Raw genomic sequence first — 19,984 nt, 5'->3', positions numbered from 1 at the left:
TTTTCACCTTTTTTTTCTGTATTCACTCAAGCCCAATCATACATTAATAAATTCGTAGTGATTGAAAATGATCCAGATTCGTCGGGTACGTATTTCGATCAAGGATACACTTGGCATGGTTATCCTGTATAAAAACACACTTCAAAAAATCTCTATTTATTTTTAGGATCACATAGCGATTATCCGGATTACTTGCTATGGTTATTCTCAGATATCGTTCAAGATAATATTGATGATAAGCATGTAAAATATTATTATTATGGTTCTACTGAACCAGATAATCCAGAAAATTTAGATCCGGATTCTTGGATCGAAACAACATATTATGGCCCAATCTCTATCACTATCACGAATGATGTCACAAATTCACAAATTACCTTCACAAATGGTGCTTCCTATACTCCTGTCAGTCCGACAGCCGGAACAACCAATCAGCCGATCGGTGGATTTTCTTTACAAGCGGATTTCCCAGGAGCCTCGTTAACCTCAGTCACGATCAGCACAACCGGAACGCGCTCCGGTATCACAAATTTGAAACTGTGGAGCTCAACCGACGCAACTTTCAATGCCAGCAGCGATACGCTGTTAAACAGTCAGAGCGACAACGCTTCCGTAACGTTTTCCGGATTCAGTTCCACAATTTCTACCGCTGGTTCGTATTACTTCGTGACTGCGGATCTGAGTACTTCCGCTTCCGGCAGCATTGCACTGACGATCGGATCCGTATCCAATCTGACTTTCAGCGGAGGCGCAATCGCTTCAGGATTTACCAATGCGCCGCTTTCCAGTGGAACAATTACTATCATCCTTATCCGGGAGATGAATATCACCGGCAATGGCGTAACAATTCTCAATGGGGATACATCTCCAGCTGCCAGCGACCATACCGATTTTGGCAGCGTCGATATCGCTTCCGGCAGCGTGGTGCACACTTTCACCATTCAAAATAACGGCGCAGAGGCGCTTTCTTTAACCGGATCAAGTCCGTTTGTGGCTATCAGCGGCGCCACAGCAGATTTCTCACTGACGCAAAATCCCTCGAGCAGTATCGCCGGCAACAGTTCTACAACTTTTGAGATTACCTTCAATCCCGCTTCAACCGGTCTCAAATCCGCTGTGATCAGTATTGCCAATGATGACGGGGACGAAAATCCGTATACTTTTACTATCCAGGGAACCGGGACGGCTGTTCCCAATATGAGCGTCTCCGGCAATGCAATGCAAATTACAAATGGCGATATCGAACCTTCTGAAAGCGATGATACCGATTTCGGCAGTGTCAACATCGCAGGTGATCCAATCGAGCACACTTTCACCATAGCCAACAATGGATCAGCCAGTCTGACTCTGACCGGCAGCTCTCCCTACGTCAGCCTCACTGGCGACACAGAAGATTTTACACTGACACAATTACCTGCCAGTAACATAGCGGCGGGCGGCGGAACAACTACCTTCAAAATTACCTTTAAACCAACCGCAACTGGAAATCGATCAGCCACTGTCAGTATCGCCAACGATGACGACAGCAAAAATCCCTTCAATTTCAGCATTCAGGGCAGCGGGATTTCGGTACCGACTGTCACAACCGCTGCCGCTTCGTCCGTTACAAAAACAGTCGCAACATTGGGCGGAAACGTGACCAGCGACGGCGGATCACCAATTACAGAAACCGGCGTGGTTTATTCATCCTCCAACGCTACTCCTACTATTGGAGGAATGGATGTCATTCAGAATGCAAATATCGATTTGAGCGGTGATTTTTCAGAAAGCATTTCTCCTTTGAGCTCTGCCACACATTATTATTTTCAAGCCTACGCAACCAATGCTGCCGGCACCAGCTACGGTGGCGTTTTGGAATTTACCACTTTGACTTCCGTTGTTTCCATCTTACGCGCAGATCCCGACGACACCAATGCAGCTTCGGTTCGCTGGAATGTCGTATTTGAAAACAATGTAACCGGTCTCAGTGCTTCCAACTTCACTCTCGTATCTTTCGGAATCAGCGGAGCTGCTATTACCGGTGTCAGCGGTTCTGGGACCAATTGGATCGTGACAGCCTCCACCGGTTCCGGGACCGGTTCTTTAAGATTAGGATTAGTCAATGATAACGGTCTGACTCCGAAGCTGAGCAATCCGACATTGGGGGGAGATGCATACACATTGGATCTGGTCAGTCCGTCTGTGACCGACGTCGATACAGGCAAACCTGATGGTACATATGGCGTTGGAAGCAGCATAGGGATTGTTATTATGTTTGACGAATCCCACAACGTGGATGGAACACCTCAGCTGACGTTGAAAATGGATTCCATGAATCGTGTAATCGATTGTATCAGCAATGAACACATCCGTTTGATCTGCACATATACCGTTCAGGCGGGTGATAATACCTCTGATTTGGACTATGCCGGTATGACTGCGCTGAGTACGAATGGAGGAACCATCCGAGATTATCACGGAAATGATGCCATTCTGAATCTGCCCTGGAATGCAGGCACCGGCTCACTGGCTGGAAACAATGCCATTGTGATCGACACCACACCGCCGGAGATTACGATCCATCATCCGGGCTCTTCGGCAGCTGTCAGCAAAACCATTACAGCCACCACATCGGATGGAACGATAAAGATGAGCAATACCCGCGGAACAACCTGCGATGGCAGTTTGATTTTCACGGCTTATGCCAGCCAGACATTCAATGCCGAAACAGATAACGGCATCCGGGTGTGTTATCAAGCGGTCGATACAGTCAATAATATCAGTTACAAGTTGTCCGATCCGATCAGCGGAATTGACACCACAAAACCGACGACAAGCATCATCGCCAAACCGGGCAATCCCGACAACAGCGCCAGTCCCAGTTTCACATTCAGCGGCGAGGATCCGGACGGTACAGATGGTTCGGACGGTTCGGGCATAGCCGGTTTTGAATGCAGTCTGGATGGGGAACCTTTTTCAAGTTGTTCGAGCCCGAAGACCTACAGCAGCCTCGGCGACGGCAATCATACCTTCCAGGTGCGTTCCGTCGATGCTGCCGGCAATACCGATGATTCACCGGAATCCTACACCTGGCAAATTGATACATCGCTGCCGGAAACGACAATTCTCAGTTCTCCCGCCAATCCAACCGCTTCGACCGATGCTGTATTTGAATTCGAGGGGGCTGATCCGGGCGGTTCGGGCGTTTCAGGTTTCGAATGCAGTCTGGATGGGGAACCTTTTTCAGATTGTTCGAGCCCAAAGTCGTACAGCAGCCTTAGCGACGGCAATCATACCTTTTTAGTGCGTTCTGTCGACGCTGTCGGCAATGCAGATTCTTCCCCCGCCGAATTTAATTGGACGGTAGACACCACACCGCCGGAGATTGCGATCCATCATCCGGGCTCTTCGGCAGCTGTCAGCAAAACCATTACAGCCACCACATCGGATGGAACGATAAAGATGAGCAATACCCGCGGAACAACCTGCGATGGCAGTTTGACTTTCACGGTTTATGCCAGCCAGACATTCAATGCCGAAACAGATAACGGCATCCGGGTGTGTTATCAGGCAGTCGATGCAGTCAATAATATCAGTTACAAGCTGTCCGATCCGATCAGCGGAATTGACACCACAAAACCGACGACAAGCATCATCGCCAAACCGGGCAATCCCGACAACAGCGCCAGTCCCAGTTTCACATTCAGCGGCGAGGATCCGGACGGTGCAGATGGTTCGGACGGTTCGGGCATAGCCGGTTTTGAATGCAGTCTGGATGGGGAACCTTTTTCAAGTTGTTCGAGCCCGAAGACCTACAGCAGCCTCGGCGACGGCAATCATACCTTCCAGGTGCGTTCCGTCGATGCTGCCGGCAATACCGATGATTCACCGGAATCCTACACCTGGCAAATTGATACATCGCTGCCGGAAACGACAATTCTCAGTTCTCCCGCCAATCTGACCACTTCGACCGATGCTGTATTTGAATTCGAGGGGGATGATCCGGGCGGTTCGGGAATTGAAAACCTGGAATGTATGCTCGATAGCAGCACCTTTTCAGTCTGCACCAGTCCTAAAGAATATAACGCTCTGCCGGATGGTAGTCATAATTTTCAAGTGCGTGCTGTGGATACAGCCGGCAATGTGGATCCATCCCCGGCCGAAATCAACTGGACGATCGATACGACCGCGCCAACGGTATTGATTTCCTCCACTGAATCCGACCCTACCAATGTCAATCCCATCCCGATCACGGTCCAATTCAGCGAACCTGTGACCGGTTTTGAGGAAAGCGATATCATGTACCATCAGCGGCTTCCTCGCAGTGGACAGTTCCACGTATTCCTTCAATTTGATCCCGAGCAGCGAAGGGACAGTTACCCTCGATATTCCAGCAGCTGTCGCCGTTGATGCCATCGGTTTTTCAAACCTTGCAGCAGAACAATTCTCCATCGTATTCGGTATGGATCTGGTCATTACGAGCCCTGATCATGCCGCATTTATTGTCGGAATCCCCAATACCTTTAACATCACAACAAGCGGCTTTCCATTCCCGACTATCTCAGCGGCTGATACACTGCCTGCAGGTATCACTCTCATTGATCATCACGACGGAACCGCTACGCTGGAAGGTACACCGGAGATGACGACGCTGGGTACTTACACATTCGATATCAGCGCTGTCAATGTTTTATCATCCGCAGTCCAGAATTTTTCTCTATCGATTGAAGAATCTGCCGGTATTTCCAAAGTGGAAAGCATAGCCGACACGGGTGACAGCGAGCTCTCAGAAAATGAACACACGAATGTTTCAATCACCTTACTGCTGCCCGTCTTTTCCAAAGATATGCAGCATATTTCTGCACTGGATCCTTTTGATGTGCTCAATCCATCTCTGTATCATCTGAAAATCAATGATCTGGCCGACATTTCCATTGACCATGTTACTTATGACAATCACAGTGATCTCGGACCGTTTGTCGCCACGCTGTCGGTTAATGGCGGTATACCGTTGATACAAGGAAAATATAAACTGACCATTGACGGCTCCATGAAAGACCGCTCCGGTTTCCCGATCGGTTCAAATTTCGAACGCGTCTTTTATATCGATCACCAGGATCCAAAAACCGTCATCATCACGATCGGCAACGGTAATTCTTTGTTCACCAACGGTTCCACCATTGACACCAGCCTGTCAGGAATCAAAGTCACTTTTGATGAAGATGTCAGCAATTCCGGTAACGGTACGGATCCGGATGATGTGACCAATCCTTTCAATTACTTATTACTCCAAACCGGCCCCGACAATATCTACAACACGAATTCCTGCCTCGCATTTGCCAATAACGGGAATTCGCCGGTTGGTGATGACATCCATATTCCGACTGGTACTGTTACGTATGACAACCATGGCGGGGATGGTCCGTTCGTGGCAACAATCGCTTTGAATGAAGGGAAATCGCTTCCTAACGGATATTATCGCCTTTTCATTTGCGGCTCTACCTCGATTGTCTATCTGGCAAAAAATCCAATTAATTACGGGAAGGATGCGTCAATCAATTTCCGCGTTTTGGTAAATCAATCCGTCGAATCCAATCCTTTGACCGGTTTCAGACCCGGAGCGCTGACAATCCTGCCCCAACAAACGGATGACAAAGCCTATCATCCTTCTGGTAATCTCTGGCTTCAGATTCCTTCCTTGAATCTCGAGGCGGACATTACCGGTGTCCCGCAGGCAGCTGATGGCTGGGATGTTACCTGGCTGCAGGATCAGATCGGCTGGCTCGAAGGAACCGCTTACCCGACTTGGAACGGTAATACGGTACTTACAGCTCATGCCTATAAGGCGGATGGATTACCCGGACCTTTTGCCTCTCTAAAGAATCTGAAATACGGGGATATTCTGATAATTCATCTGGATGGACAAAGCTATACTTATATAGGGGTTGTTCCTAAAGGAAATATTTGTTAAGGATGGCATAAAACTACGAGTAAAATTGGATAAAAAAGGATCTTTCTGATACAATTAGTGCACGGAAAAAAGCAAAAAGAACCAAAAAACCTTGCATCAATCAGAAAGAAAAGCCGATGTATCTGCGAAAGAATCAACAGCAAGATTTGTGTAAAACCGCTCAGTGGTATCAATTCGATCGGAATTTAAATCCGGAAAACCGATGGGTAAGATTAGCAGAAATCATCCCATGGGATAGTTTTGAAAAAGAATATGCCAAACAATTTTCTGAGAAATCCCGGCACACAGCGCATCCGGTAAGAATGGGATTGGGGACGTTGATAATCCAGCGAATGATGGATTTGTCAGATCGGAAAACGATAGAAGCAATTGTGGAAAGTCCGTACTTACAATACTTTATCGGGTTGGAAAGGTTTGAATTTGAGCTGCCATTCAGTTACAGTATGTTGAGCAAATGGCGAGACAGGATCGATCTGGGGATGATTATGGGACTGATTGAGGAAATCGGACGTCCCGGAGAAAATTCAAATACGGCTGGAAAAAAGAGCGATGATGAGAGAAAAGGTGACAACAAGGGCGAACTGATAATTGATGCAACTTGCGTACCCTCCGATATACGATATCCGAAAGATACCGATCTATTGAATGAAGGAAGGGAAAAGCAGGAAAAAATCATCGACATCATGTATGCTGGAAGCAGCGAACGGAAAAAGAAACCAAGGACTTATCGAAAAACTGCCCGAAAAAAGTATTTGATGTTTGCAAAGAACCGGAATCCAAGTCAAAGAGCGATCCGAAATGCAATAAAAGCACAAATCGGCTATGTCAGGAGGAATTTCAAAACTATCGATCAGATGCTGGAAAAAGAGCCGGGTTTAATTGAATTATTGAGTGAGAAACAAAAAAGGGAATTGGAGACAACTCGTCTGGTATATCAACAACAGGAGGAAATGTATCGCGCAAAAAAGCATAATGTCGAAAACCGGATTGTCAGCATTTCACAGCCATACATTCGTCCGATTGTCCGGGGAAAAGCAAAAAATAAAACAGAATTCGGAGCAAAGATATCGATCAGCGTAATTGATGGGTATTCATATTTGGATCGCGTCCAATTCGATTCCTACAATGAAAGTGAAGACCTTTGGTCACAGATAGAAGCGTATAAACTTCGCACGGGGCATTATCCGGAAGCTGTTCTGGCAGATCAAATCTATCGAACAAAAGAAAACCGGCGAAAATGTGCTGAATTAGGAATACGACTGAGTGGGCCAAAACTTGGCAGAAAACAGGTCAATCAGGAGAAAGCGGAAAGAAAAATTGCCCAAATGGATTCCAGAAAACGGAATGCTGTTGAAGGCAAATTTGGTGAAGGGAAACGGTTCTATGGAATGGATTGTATCAAAGGAAAGACTGAACATACATGCAAGGTCATGATTGCTCTGTATTTTGTAGTTCTGAACTTAGCTAAAAGGCTAAGAGATTTTTTGTCGCAATTTTTAGATTGGATTTTAATCCTGTGCAAGTTCAATATTTTCATTAATTTTGGAAGAAAAAATGGGGCTATTCCACAACTTGCATAATATGGAACAACCCCTANNGGGGTTGTTCCTAAAGGAAATATTTGTTAAGGATGGCATAAAACTACGAGTAAAATTGGATAAAAAAGGATCTTTCTGATACAATTAGTGCACGGAAAAAAGCAAAAAGAACCAAAAAACCTTGCATCAATCAGAAAGAAAAGCCGATGTATCTGCGAAAGAATCAACAGCAAGATTTGTGTAAAACCGCTCAGTGGTATCAATTCGATCGGAATTTAAATCCGGAAAACCGATGGGTAAGATTAGCAGAAATCATCCCATGGGATAGTTTTGAAAAAGAATATGCCAAACAATTTTCTGAGAAATCCCGGCACACAGCGCATCCGGTAAGAATGGGATTGGGGACGTTGATAATCCAGCGAATGATGGATTTGTCAGATCGGAAAACGATAGAAGCAATTGTGGAAAGTCCGTACTTACAATACTTTATCGGGTTGGAAAGGTTTGAATTTGAGCTGCCATTCAGTTACAGTATGTTGAGCAAATGGCGAGACAGGATCGATCTGGGGATGATTATGGGACTGATTGAGGAAATCGGACGTCCCGGAGAAAATTCAAATACGGCTGGAAAAAAGAGCGATGATGAGAGAAAAGGTGACAACAAGGGCGAACTGATAATTGATGCAACTTGCGTACCCTCCGATATACGATATCCGAAAGATACCGATCTATTGAATGAAGGAAGGGAAAAGCAGGAAAAAATCATCGACATCATGTATGCTGGAAGCAGCGAACGGAAAAAGAAACCAAGGACTTATCGAAAAACTGCCCGAAAAAAGTATTTGATGTTTGCAAAGAACCGGAATCCAAGTCAAAGAGCGATCCGAAATGCAATAAAAGCACAAATCGGCTATGTCAGGAGGAATTTCAAAACTATCGATCAGATGCTGGAAAAAGAGCCGGGTTTAATTGAATTATTGAGTGAGAAACAAAAAAGGGAATTGGAGACAACTCGTCTGGTATATCAACAACAGGAGGAAATGTATCGCGCAAAAAAGCATAATGTCGAAAACCGGATTGTCAGCATTTCACAGCCATACATTCGTCCGATTGTCCGGGGAAAAGCAAAAAATAAAACAGAATTCGGAGCAAAGATATCGATCAGCGTAATTGATGGGTATTCATATTTGGATCGCGTCCAATTCGATTCCTACAATGAAAGTGAAGACCTTTGGTCACAGATAGAAGCGTATAAACTTCGCACGGGGCATTATCCGGAAGCTGTTCTGGCAGATCAAATCTATCGAACAAAAGAAAACCGGCGAAAATGTGCTGAATTAGGAATACGACTGAGTGGGCCAAAACTTGGCAGAAAACAGGTCAATCAGGAGAAAGCGGAAAGAAAAATTGCCCAAATGGATTCCAGAAAACGGAATGCTGTTGAAGGCAAATTTGGTGAAGGGAAACGGTTCTATGGAATGGATTGTATCAAAGGAAAGACTGAACATACATGCAAGGTCATGATTGCTCTGTATTTTGTAGTTCTGAACTTAGCTAAAAGGCTAAGAGATTTTTTGTCGCAATTTTTAGATTGGATTTTAATCCTGTGCAAGTTCAATATTTTCATTAATTTTGGAAGAAAAAATGGGGCTATTCCACAACTTGCATAATATGGAACAACCCCTATATAGTCGACAGCAGTGTGCTGGTTGATCCGGATGATACACGCCTGCTGACCCGTCATGAAGATCGCGATTGGCTCACGCTTATCACCTGCCAGCAATTCGATAAGGCTTCCCAGTCCTATCGCTATCGTAGAGTCGTCCGCGCTGTTCGTTCGGATGTTCAATGAGTTTTTGAGTTAAAAATGCCCCATTCCGATCTGCTCAGTAAATTGCATACGATGTGGATCGAAATGGGGCTATATAATTTGAAGGATAGTTTTCGGAAAAATTCTACGTTCTATCCAAGGATTCGAATCATGTAAATGTCTTCAGAGCTTCTTATGCAAGAAATTTGCGGACATCGTCAAGCTGACCGGCTGATCCGAGTTTTTCATTCTTGGCTGCAATAAAGTTGGCATATTCTTCCATAAAGACCTTACCGATCGGGCGAAGATCAAAATTTTCCGGGTGTTCGAGGAAATACTCGCGATGTACGCGCGTCCAAACTAAACGACCGTCGGTATCGATATTGATTTTTGTAACGCCGAGTTGTGCAGCGCGTTTGAACTGGTTATCATCAACACCTTTGGCTCCCTGCAGATTGCCGCCGGCAGCATTAATGCGCGCTACTTCGTCCTGCGGCACAGAGCTGGAACCATGCATCACCAGCGGGAATCCGGGAACGCGGTTCTGAATTTCTGCAAGCACATCAAAATGAAGCGACTGACTGCCTGTAAATTTGAAAGCGCCATGGCTGGTTCCAATCGCAACAGCAAGAGAATCGACATTGGTTCTGGAGACGAATTCTTTGACGGAATCCGGATCGGTCAGTTTCGCATCAGCATCACTGACAGAGACATGCTCTTCCACACCGCCAAGTTGCCCCAGTTCTGCTTCAACAACAATTCCTTTGGCGTGAGCCGCGTCGACGACACGTTTTGTTGTTGCGACATTCTCGTCAAAGCTTAGAGAGGAAGCATCGATCATGACGGAGCTGTAAAAACCGCTTTCAATGCAATCATAGCATGTCTGCTCATCACCATGATCCAGGTGAACAGCAAAAATGGCTTCCGGGAACATCTGATCAGCACTGCGAATCAACCCCTCCAGCATAATTTTGCTGGTGTAAGAACGAGCACCTTTTGAAATCTGAATAATAAAAGGTGATTGACTTTTAATATTTCCTTTAAACAGACCGATAATCTGTTCAGCATTATTGATGTTGTATGCACCAATTGCATATTTGCCGTAGGCATGTTCAAACAATTTTTTAGTTGTAACAATCATCTTATTCTCCTGCGAATTAATTCAAAAACATCGGTACACCGAGGAAATCTTTAATCTTCGGTCTGTAAGCTTCAATATCATAGAAAGCAGGAACATCCACACGTTTCTTTCCGGCAAGAACCATACTGACGGGAACAGTTGTGTATTTGCCGCCATGCAGTGCAACCATACGGCCTGTATCATTTCTGGCAACCAATTGGAATGCCAAATTACCGAAAGAACTTGCAACCATACGATCCAGAGAATCAGGAGCACCGGAGCGCATCATGTAACCAACCTGCTGATACATAATATTGCTGTTGGAGCGGCGTTTGACGGCTTCGGCAACGATCATTCCGACACCACCCAGTTTCCGATGCCCGTAAGCATCCATTTCACCGGTTTCAATGATATCGCCGCCTTCCATAATGGCGCCTTCTGAAACGGTTACCAAAGAGTAGTTGGAAGGATTTGCTTTTTTATCAGCAACCAGGTATTCTGTCAGTTTGTCAATATTGAAAGGCACTTCTGGAATTACTGCACGATCTGCGCTGGAAAGATAAGCGGAAATCAGACTGGTTTCGCCAGAATTACGTCCGAATAATTCAATAATACCGATTCGCTCATGAGAACCTAAAGAAGTTCGCATGTTGGTGATGACTTCAACAGCTCTGGTAATGGAAGTTGAAAAACCAATACAGTAATCTGTTCCAAAAACATCGTTATCCATAGTTTTCGGAATTGCAACCACCGGAATTCCTTCATTATGCAGACGAACCGAATAGCTGAGCGTATCGTCGCCACCGATCGTGATCAAGGTATCAATACCGACGTGATCCAAAACCTGCAGGACATGCGGGGTATAATCCATGGTATCTTCATCCACCTTGATTCCCAGCGGTGAGTTCTTCAGAAATTCCGGGATGACATTCATCTTAACTTTTTGAGGATTGGTTCTGGACGTATGCAGAAAGGTTCCGCCAGTGCGATCAATCTTTCGAACATCATCGCGTCCCAACTCAAATATATTTCGATGGGATTCTGGATCATTCAAATCATAGTTTAATAATCCGCCCCAGCCTCTTCGTATCCCAAAAATCCTGTAACCATAATCCAAGGCAGACATTACGACGGCTTTCATTGCGGGATTCAGACCTGGAACGTCGCCCCCGCCAGTTAAAATACCAAGTACTTTAGACATAAAAACTCCTTAAAAGGCAGTAAAACCATTGAATCAGTAGAGTCCGGAAATTTGAAAATTTCCGATTAACCAATAATTATACTATAGGCGTGTCTTTTTTCTTTTTTCGATCGGCATATTTTTCCAGAAAATATTACTTAATAAGTGCTGCTTCCCATTTTTTCTCAAGAGCCAATGGCAGTAAGTATTACGAAATTCGGAAAAATATTTTACAAAAAGAAGAAATATTGAATAGCTGAATTGTCACAAATTTTCGATAAATGTATCGATATTCCACCACCGGTTCCAATAGAGCAGAATAATCGTGATAACCGGGAAAAGGATACCAAGATTATCCACGGGATTATTCCAGTTGGGATAAACAAGAATTTTTATTATCCAAGGGAAAAACAAAAACAGCAGAAGAAACATGCTGCTGATCCATTTCCCGTTTTTCTCCCAGCGAAGAACAATTTTGTCTGCAGCATAGCTCAACGGAATCCATAACGCATATAAATTCTTTCCAAAACTTGGAATACCGCTCAGAAAACCAACGGTCATGGTTAATGCCAGAACCCATTCAAAAGCCCGCACGCTGCCTTTTGCATTGACAATCCATTCAATGATCATGATCAGTATAAAAAATCCAGAAATCGCCCAACCGATTCTGCCGCCCAATTCCGGCTGCCAGTTTTCAATAAGCTTGCTGAAATAAATCGGATTAAGATACTTATAGTAATAGACAATGGATCGCAAAAACTCTGTAATCCAATTCACCATAAATAATGCTGAAACCAAGACCAGCAGGCCGACCACGAGTGTCAACCAAATGACAACCGTGCTGCGATGATTGGACAGACACCAGATACAAATCCAGAGAATCGGAAGAAACGTTAAACTATACTTAATCGTGGCAAATGCAAGCATGATACCTGCAAATTCGTCATCATGATCCCGAATAGCATCCAATGCAACCAGCAGCAGTAATACTGCAATAATCCCGATATCGCCATCGATTACTGCCATTAAAGAAAAATAACTTAAGAGCAATAACATGCTCAGTGAATATACAGATAATGTCCGCCCGCTGATTTGAAGCGCCCATTTTAATTTCATTGCGATCCCGATGAGGGACGCTTCCAGAATCGTCATCCAGATGACTAAAGCAATTTCAAAATGATCGATGAAGGTAAACACGAGAAAATATAAAACAGAATACAAAGGCAAAGTAAATCCGCTGATATTGGGATCTGCAGGAAATTGTTCCTTTACTTGCAGAAATAAATCAGACCCATAGGGATTTCCGCCTTGTGCAAAAAGGATTCTTCCCGAAAGCCAATAACTGTAGAAGCTCGCGCCATAATTGGTCTTAAAAACGAAAAAACTGTTCAATGCAATGAACAGGATGGCCAGGATAACCAGAATCGTTATCACAGAAGCCGAAATTCCATAATTCCGTCGCAGCGGTTTTGTATTCATATTTCTGTGATTCTTTCTCTCAGAATCTCTTATGTTGGAAAACACCACAACCTGTTTTCCGATATCGTTTACTATTCCATTCAGGTCCAGCAATTCGAAATGGAATATGGGATTATTGGTATTCTTGATGGATTCGATAAATCAATCCTTATTTCGAATTGCTGTTTCAGTTTCGAAAGCACAATTGGTTTTTACGAACTCGCTGATCGAAAAAAACATTTTTATGTTGACTGAAAACAAACTGTCACAACATGTTTAAAATAATAAATAAAACAGAACAGGACTGTATATCCAGAAATTTGAAATTTCGAAGACTTTTCCGAATTGAATGAGAAAACTTGTTATTTTTTTCTTACGCGGTACATATTATAAAAATAACAATAGGTCCATCTCATATTTCAAATTGCTGCTGTTTATCAATTAAGACAGGAGCCGGTTCTGTAAATATTCCAATTTTATTAAAAATCAACCAGTCGATTTAAAATTCCTTTTTATAAATACGATGATGCTTTTTAGGCTTCAATCCAAGCGCAATCATCTCGAGTTGGACTTCCTTTGCGCTTTCAGCCATCTGTGTGGCTTCCGCATCGACAAATTGAGGAAATGCCTCCAGTAGTTTGCTCATCGACGAATAGAGCAATGCATCCCCGCCGCGTCTCCGGTATTCTTCTAAAATTCCGAATCCGTTTAAGGTTACTTTCTTCGTTCGGCGGATTTCCAATAATAAATCAAGGATTAATGCGGGGGTCAAATATCCGTTATGGCGCTGCATCGCAGCAGATAAGTCCGGAAACGTAATTAAGAAACCGACAATTTCCTGCTTTTCATTGGTGATAAATTTGACCATTTTAGGATCAACCATCTTGAGAACATTGTCAATCAAGAATTGGATTTCCTTGAACGACATCGGGAAATATTCCCAGTTATTTTCAAATGACTTTGCATAAAGATTCGCGATAGTCTGTGCATTTTTAACAAACTCTTTGCGTGATTTGTAGGCGATAACTTTTAACGTTCCGCGCTTTTGAACGATTTCGGCAACTTTCTGAACTTTTTCGGGTAAAACAAATTCAGATGCCTTAAAAGACATTGACACAAATTCATTGCACTTTCGGAATCCATAGGCTTCATACAAGTTTTTATAATATGGGTAATTGTATGCGGACATGTTCATCATCTGCCGTTCATCGAATCCGTCTGTCAATACACCATAGCCGTCAAAAAGCGAGAATCCTTTTGGACCGATGATTTCATTCAAGCCGCGTTTCCTGGCCCATTCGATTGCTGCATCAAAAAGGGCATTAGCCACTTCCTGATCATTGATGGAATCGAATAAAAATAAGTTGGCAGTCTTCAATTGATGATAATTGTTATAACTGTTATTCATTAAGGCTGCAATCCGTCCTGCCATTTTCCCATTTTTCCAGGCTGTAAAAAAATCCGCTTCAGAATGATCATAGAATGGGTGTTTTTTCTTGTTCAACATCACTTCTACATCACCGCGAAACGGTGGTACCCAGTTTGGATCCCCTTTATACAGATCATAATGAAACTGAACAAATTGTTTAACCTGTTTTTTGTCATCCGTATTAACAAGTCGAATTTCAACCATAGTTTTTGCCTGCCTTTATTAATAAAAATAATCAAGATAAGAACGTGTTTGAATCGTATAGGTTATTCTACCTTAAAATAACGACCATCAGTCAGTAATAATTCGAAATATGAAACGAATTCATTGTTGTTCTTATGGTTTTGCGCGAAGTATAAAAACCATAAGAACAACAAGTTTTCTCTTTTTTCTCAAAAGACAATCAAATTTCGAATTGCTGGTCAATCAACAATTGAAACAATCAGTATTTCAAAACAAGAGAAACAATTGAATTACTTAGACAATGCCTTCCATACTGCATCTAAAGCCTGTAATCCGGAATAGGAATGTCGGTTCCACCCTTCTGCAGTCAGGTAGCCCCCTGGTCTTGTGTCATCAATTCCCTTGCCAGGCAAGTCATGCAGAGTACGCCAAAAGTTCCAAAATGGGACTCCAAATTCTTCCGCGACTTCCGCAGTCGCCCGATTGATTCGATGCCCTCCTTCCTGATTATCACCTTTGCTGGATAAAATCGGTACAGCTCCATGGTCAAGAACAAAACGAATAATTTCGCGAAGATAATCTGCATGGGCAGATTCGTTTCCACTGTTCCAATTCGTCCCCAGATTGATAAACACAATGGATGGTTTGTGCAGCCGAAATTCACACACGATGGGCGATTCATCCGCATCACAGCGTTCAGGATCAGCCCATTCCGGTGATAATACGGAAGCAACACTCTGCCCATCGCGTACCGTAACACTCATTCGATTGAAAGATCCGTGAAAATTCTCTATTGTATCCATCAGATTCCGAAATTTTTCATCGAGTGGATCAACCTCTGAATCGAATTTGCCCATAAAAATCTGCGGATTTGACTGACAGTCGCCGACAACGCTGAAGGCGTGTGGATCGTTTCCTTGTTGAATCCCTCGCCAATAAAGTTCTTTCATCTGCTCACTGATGTTGGAAGGAAGAATCGGCCATTCAGACCAATACTTCGGTGATTTACTATAGTTCTGATCACTCGCATTTACAATATCAAACGAGTCAGAACTATCAAGGAGAGAAACATCCGAATCAGCATGAACCACTCGTGTTTCATATACATCAGATCGATTCGTAACAATGAATAGAAGAATAAAAAATACGAGTATCAGTTTTTTTTGCATCATCCTGCAGCTCCATTTGAATGCAAGGAAAACATGTTATCCCAGTAATTTGAAATATAAGATTGTTAATCGAACCAATCAGGAAGAACTGGCAATTGAGGTGTTTTTACTGGAAGCATAAAAACATCGCAACAACAGAAAATACTCCCTATATTTAGAATTGCTGATACTATCCATAATTATACAAAAAACTGTCAGGTCTGCGTTGCATATCAACAATGAGCGGTTTGAAATATGGAAAGATTTTTTGTAGTTGATCATGCTTCTTTACGCAAGCGTAAAACATATAATCAACTAGATTCATGAAGCGTTATGATTCAGCAACTGCAATTTGATCGATCTTTTGAATCAATTAAGAAGATTTGTTGTTATTACAACATTGGAAACTGGCTTTTCCGGGTAAACTAATTTTTGAAAAGTACTGGATGATTTTGTAAGCAGACAGTAATGCTAAATATTGACTTGCCATTCGAATCAATCGGGAAAAATTCCGAATCTGTGTGGACAAGAATGAAAGGTTGACAATGAAACGAAAAATAATAAAAATCGATGAAGAAAAATGCAACGGCTGCGGCTTATGTGCAGCAGCCTGCCACGAACAGGCCATTGCCATTGAAAACGGGAAAGCACGATTAATTCGGGATGATTACTGCGACGGACTGGGAAACTGCCTTCCGGCATGTCCCATGAACGCAATCAGTTTTGAAGAAAGAGAAGCGGCAGCTTATGACGAAGCAGCAGTCGAAGCTGCAAAAATTGCTTCAAAAAAATCAATACCGCATAGCTGTCCGGGCACTATGGCAAGAACCATAGAAAAAAAAGTTACTCCTGTTACAGAGACAGTTCCCATGGAAAGCCAATTAACCCATTGGCCCGTTCAAATCAAGTTGGTTCCGATTAAAGCACCGTTTTTTCATCATGCCAACTTGCTCATTGCAGCAGATTGCACGGCGTATGCATATGGAAATTTCCATCAGAAATTTATCCGCAACCATGTCGCATTGATCGGCTGTCCCAAACTGGATGAAGGCGATTACAGCGAAAAATTAACAGAAATTCTTAGAAATAATGAAATAAAAAGCGTCAAGGTTATACGGATGGAAGTTCCTTGCTGCGGAGGAATGGAAAATGCTGTGAAAACCGCATTGCAGCGAAGCGGCAAATTGATACCCTGGCAAGTGATTGTCATCTCCACAGATGGAAGGATTCTTGAAGATTAATTCAGAAGCAGGGCGCCTTATGCTTTTTGGGGCGCCCTGCTTCAATTAAACCTTTTTGCAGGAAAGAGAAAACTTTGAGATTATTTCCATTTCGGATTATCGATCATCACCGGCTTCCCGTCGCGTTCAACGACAAGTTTGCGATATCCCTTGGTTTCAATCGTCCCATAATCGTGACCGCTGTCCCCCGGATAAACGAATAACATCACAAACGGTTCCGTGCCATGATTGATACTGCGATGAGCCCACCGGCCAGGGACATAGAGTGCCTCACCGGGATGAACTTCCTGTAAATCGACATCGCCCTCCGGTGTTTCCATCATCATGAATCCTTTGCCGCTCAGACAATAATAGACCTCAGCCGAATCCAGAATGGTATGAAAATGACCTTTTGTCATGTAATACTCATCACCGATTTTCCCGGGATAAATGATCGTGGAACCGAAAGCCAGTGTGCCCTTTTTTTCATCATTCAGCAACGTGCTGAATTCATATAACACAGGGTCACCGCTGTCGATAGCTTTTTGAGCAGCTTCCGGATCTGCAAACTGCATTTTCATTTGGGATACTCTGCGTTGTACCGGCTGGACTTTCCCGCTTTTACAGATACCGGTCAGCAGATCAAAATCGATTGTATATGGTTTCATAATGGTCCTCTTTTCAGATGAACAAGGGTTAATGATTTTGGGATAAATCGCGGATCAAATTTTCTGTTGCAGCTCTACCCATATTTTGGATAGCACCTGACGTCGAAGCTGCACAATGCGATCCGATGATCACATTATCCAGTGCAAACCAGGATGGATCTGCAGGTGGTTCTTCACTGAAAGCATCAATTCCAGCGCCGTAAATACGGTTTTCTTTTAATGCGTTCAGCAATGCATCATCCTGGATTAATCCTCCACGGGCTGTATTGACCAGAATTGCTGTGGGTTTCATAAGAGATAGCTCCCGCTGCCCGATGAAGTTTTCCGTTTCCGGTGTCAGTGGTAAATGTAAGCTGATAAAATCCGCTTCTTGAAATATCCGATCCGGATCAGATTTCTCGATCTGATGTTCAGCGGCATATCGCTCATCCCAGAAAACATCATATGCAAGAATCCGCATATCAAAGCCTTGCGCTCTTTTGGCGACCAGTTTTCCGATTGCGCCGAGACCAAAGATGCCGATGGTTTTATGATTCAGATCGAGCGTTGTAATTTTTTTCCAGTCTCCTCTCCTGCAGGCAGCATCAATCGGAAGAACCTTTCGCGCCAACCCCAGCATCAGCGTAAACGCATAATCAGCAACGGCATCAGAATTGGCGCCGATAGTTCGAGAGACTTTAATTCCGCGTTTTTCTGCAGCGGCAAGATCGATATTGTCGACGCCGACGCCATATTTGGAAATCGCCAGCAGTTTCGGCGCACTGGCAATCACATCCGCATCCAGTGGATCTACTCCGACAATGATTCCTTCACAATCCCTGAGCATTTCCATCATCTGTTCTTTTTTTAGAATTCCGCCAGTATTATTGCAAATAATCTCGAATCCTGCGTCTTTCAGCATATCAAATACAACCGGATCTGTTTTTCCATAAGAACGGGGAGTAATTAACACTTTCATTGCTATTTCCTCATGTCACGGGCAATTTTATCGCAAGCCTTGAAAAGGTCGCCTACAATATCCAAATGAAAAACATCGCTCACAACCTGCGTCCAGCCATAAATGAAATATGGCCAGCCATCTTCAATAAATAAATTTCTCTCGTTTTTCTGCCGCTCTGCCTGATGGAGAAATTCCAGTGAACCGCGATAATTGATTTCCCAGATGCGGCTGAAACGGGGAAATTTACACTGATCTGTTAATGGAGAACCAGGACGGTCTTTTCCCAGACCGGTAGCATTAACAATAACGGATCCTTCCGGCAGTGACTCCACAACGGCATCATTCAACTTTGGATCCGGGCACAGGCAGAAATGAACAGGAACGTTGACATCGGATAAAATCCGCACAGCCTTTTCAAGGCGTGGGGCTGATCGATTCGTCAGAAAAATTCGCTGCGGCACATCTTTACCATGCGCCGCTTTTGCCAAATTCCAGGCAATGGACAAGGCACTGCCGCCGGAACCAAGCACACAAGCCGACGCGCCGGTCTTTTCCCAGTATCCTTCCGGAATAAATTCACTTAAAGCAGATCCGCTTGAAATCGGGTCTTTCGCTTTCGCCCAGAGTTTTCCATCCTGTTTTGAAATGGAGGATAATTCGCCGAAAGAAAGCGCTAACGCATCACATTCATCAAAAATATCTTTTGCGGCCTGATACATGTCGATCTTATGTGTCGTAACCAGCGCACCTAATGATAAGGGATCATTCTTAATAAATTCGACACAAGACCGGTAATCTTCTGCCGGAGCATGAATGGGAATATCAATCCCTTTTAATTCCGCTTGAATTCCTAATACTGCTGCCCATTTCGGGAATATCTTCATGATCGAAGATTGCTGTGTAGTCACGCCCACAAAATACATCGTTGGAGTTTTTGCCGGTTCGGGTAATGAAATCATCGTTATTTTGTCCTTTTTCTGCAAACAGAACCTGGTGATATGATCTTTCGTGTAAATTCAATCCATGATTTTTACGATGAATCAGTTTCTTCAAGAAAAGTGGATCAGGCTCTGTCTCGATTTTTAGCTTTCCTATTTGTAATCCTGTTATTACATTTTATTATAACCATATTTATCTTACCGTCAATAACGCTTTGGCAACGTGGAAGCTGCAACGCCCGTATTTTTCAATATTATTCAGTCCTTAATCCAAGTTTTTCACGTTTTTCCAGTCATATTTGAAATTTTATACTCCAAAAATAATTTCGATTATTCATCGAATCATGGATTTATTTGTTATTATGTTATTACTTCTATTGTTCCAGAATGTTCACTCGGAAT

General features: G+C 43.4%; 14 protein-coding genes. 6 read left to right on the top strand and 8 right to left on the bottom strand.

Annotated features, from left to right (window positions below; translation table 11 throughout):
* Positions 1-192 precede the first annotated feature (192 nt).
* From ATC1_RS04730 to ATC1_RS15160, 5 genes are all read left to right on the top strand, one after another.
* Positions 193-4,389, top strand: coding sequence for a choice-of-anchor D domain-containing protein (locus tag ATC1_RS04730; RefSeq protein ID WP_062278848.1), 4,197 nt, complete (start codon positions 193-195; stop codon positions 4,387-4,389).
* Positions 4,304-5,950, top strand: coding sequence for a sortase domain-containing protein (locus ATC1_RS04725; RefSeq protein ID WP_062278846.1), 1,647 nt, complete (start codon positions 4,304-4,306; stop codon positions 5,948-5,950). Before ATC1_RS04730 ends, ATC1_RS04725 begins: the two co-directional genes overlap by 86 nt.
* A gap of 116 nt (positions 5,951-6,066) precedes the next feature.
* A complete protein-coding gene (locus ATC1_RS04720; RefSeq protein ID WP_062277905.1) occupies positions 6,067-7,530 on the top strand; it encodes an IS5 family transposase in 1,464 nt (487 codons plus the stop codon).
* Positions 7,531-7,694: 164 nt separating this feature from the next.
* The gene (locus tag ATC1_RS04715; protein ID WP_062277905.1) at positions 7,695-9,158 is read left to right on the top strand and encodes an IS5 family transposase; all 1,464 of its coding nucleotides are present in this window, start codon (positions 7,695-7,697) and stop codon (positions 9,156-9,158) included.
* Complete coding sequence (locus ATC1_RS15160; RefSeq protein ID WP_082174663.1) at positions 9,155-9,340, top strand: sortase domain-containing protein; 186 nt, start codon at positions 9,155-9,157, stop codon at positions 9,338-9,340. The genes ATC1_RS04715 and ATC1_RS15160 overlap by 4 nt, the downstream gene beginning before the upstream one ends.
* Before the next feature lie 151 nt (positions 9,341-9,491).
* Here the strand turns inward: ATC1_RS15160 and ATC1_RS04710 are convergent, their stop codons facing one another.
* From ATC1_RS04710 to ATC1_RS04685, 5 genes are all read right to left on the bottom strand, one after another.
* Positions 9,492-10,439, bottom strand: coding sequence for a class II fructose-bisphosphate aldolase (locus ATC1_RS04710; protein ID WP_062278844.1), 948 nt, complete (start codon positions 10,437-10,439; stop codon positions 9,492-9,494).
* Between the two features lie 16 nt (positions 10,440-10,455).
* Positions 10,456-11,619 carry a 6-phosphofructokinase gene (locus tag ATC1_RS04705; protein ID WP_062278843.1) on the bottom strand — a complete coding sequence of 388 codons (1,164 nt, stop codon included), beginning with the start codon at positions 11,617-11,619 and terminating at the stop codon, positions 10,456-10,458.
* A 243-nt stretch (positions 11,620-11,862) separates the two neighbouring features.
* Positions 11,863-13,077, bottom strand: a complete 1,215-nt coding sequence (locus ATC1_RS04700; protein ID WP_062278841.1) for a hypothetical protein — start codon at positions 13,075-13,077, stop codon at positions 11,863-11,865.
* 478 nt (positions 13,078-13,555) lie between these two features.
* Positions 13,556-14,689 (bottom strand): hypothetical protein, encoded by a 1,134-nt coding sequence (locus tag ATC1_RS04690; protein WP_062278837.1) that lies wholly within the window; start codon positions 14,687-14,689, stop codon positions 13,556-13,558.
* Between the two features lie 269 nt (positions 14,690-14,958).
* Positions 14,959-15,840 (bottom strand): SGNH/GDSL hydrolase family protein, encoded by an 882-nt coding sequence (locus ATC1_RS04685; protein ID WP_062278835.1) that lies wholly within the window; start codon positions 15,838-15,840, stop codon positions 14,959-14,961.
* 521 nt (positions 15,841-16,361) lie between these two features.
* Between ATC1_RS04685 and ATC1_RS04680 the strand changes: the two genes are divergently transcribed.
* A complete protein-coding gene (locus ATC1_RS04680) occupies positions 16,362-17,057 on the top strand; it encodes an ATP-binding protein (protein ID WP_062278833.1) in 696 nt (231 codons plus the stop codon).
* An 80-nt stretch (positions 17,058-17,137) separates the two neighbouring features.
* On the opposite strand, the gene ATC1_RS04675 is transcribed toward ATC1_RS04680, so the two are convergent.
* From ATC1_RS04675 to ATC1_RS04665, 3 genes are read right to left on the bottom strand one after another with little or no spacing between them, the layout of a single operon-like run.
* Complete coding sequence (locus ATC1_RS04675; RefSeq protein ID WP_062278831.1) at positions 17,138-17,704, bottom strand: glucose-6-phosphate isomerase; 567 nt, start codon at positions 17,702-17,704, stop codon at positions 17,138-17,140.
* A 28-nt stretch (positions 17,705-17,732) separates the two neighbouring features.
* Complete coding sequence (locus ATC1_RS04670) at positions 17,733-18,662, bottom strand: phosphoglycerate dehydrogenase (protein ID WP_062278829.1); 930 nt, start codon at positions 18,660-18,662, stop codon at positions 17,733-17,735.
* A 2-nt stretch (positions 18,663-18,664) separates the two neighbouring features.
* Positions 18,665-19,603 (bottom strand): shikimate dehydrogenase family protein, encoded by a 939-nt coding sequence (locus tag ATC1_RS04665; protein ID WP_062278827.1) that lies wholly within the window; start codon positions 19,601-19,603, stop codon positions 18,665-18,667.
* Positions 19,604-19,984 lie beyond the last annotated feature (381 nt).

The organism is Flexilinea flocculi (genome assembly GCF_001192795.1).
GTDB lineage: Bacteria > Chloroflexota > Anaerolineae > Anaerolineales > Anaerolineaceae > Flexilinea > Flexilinea flocculi.
This window is presented reverse-complemented; position numbering and strand designations above follow the sequence as displayed.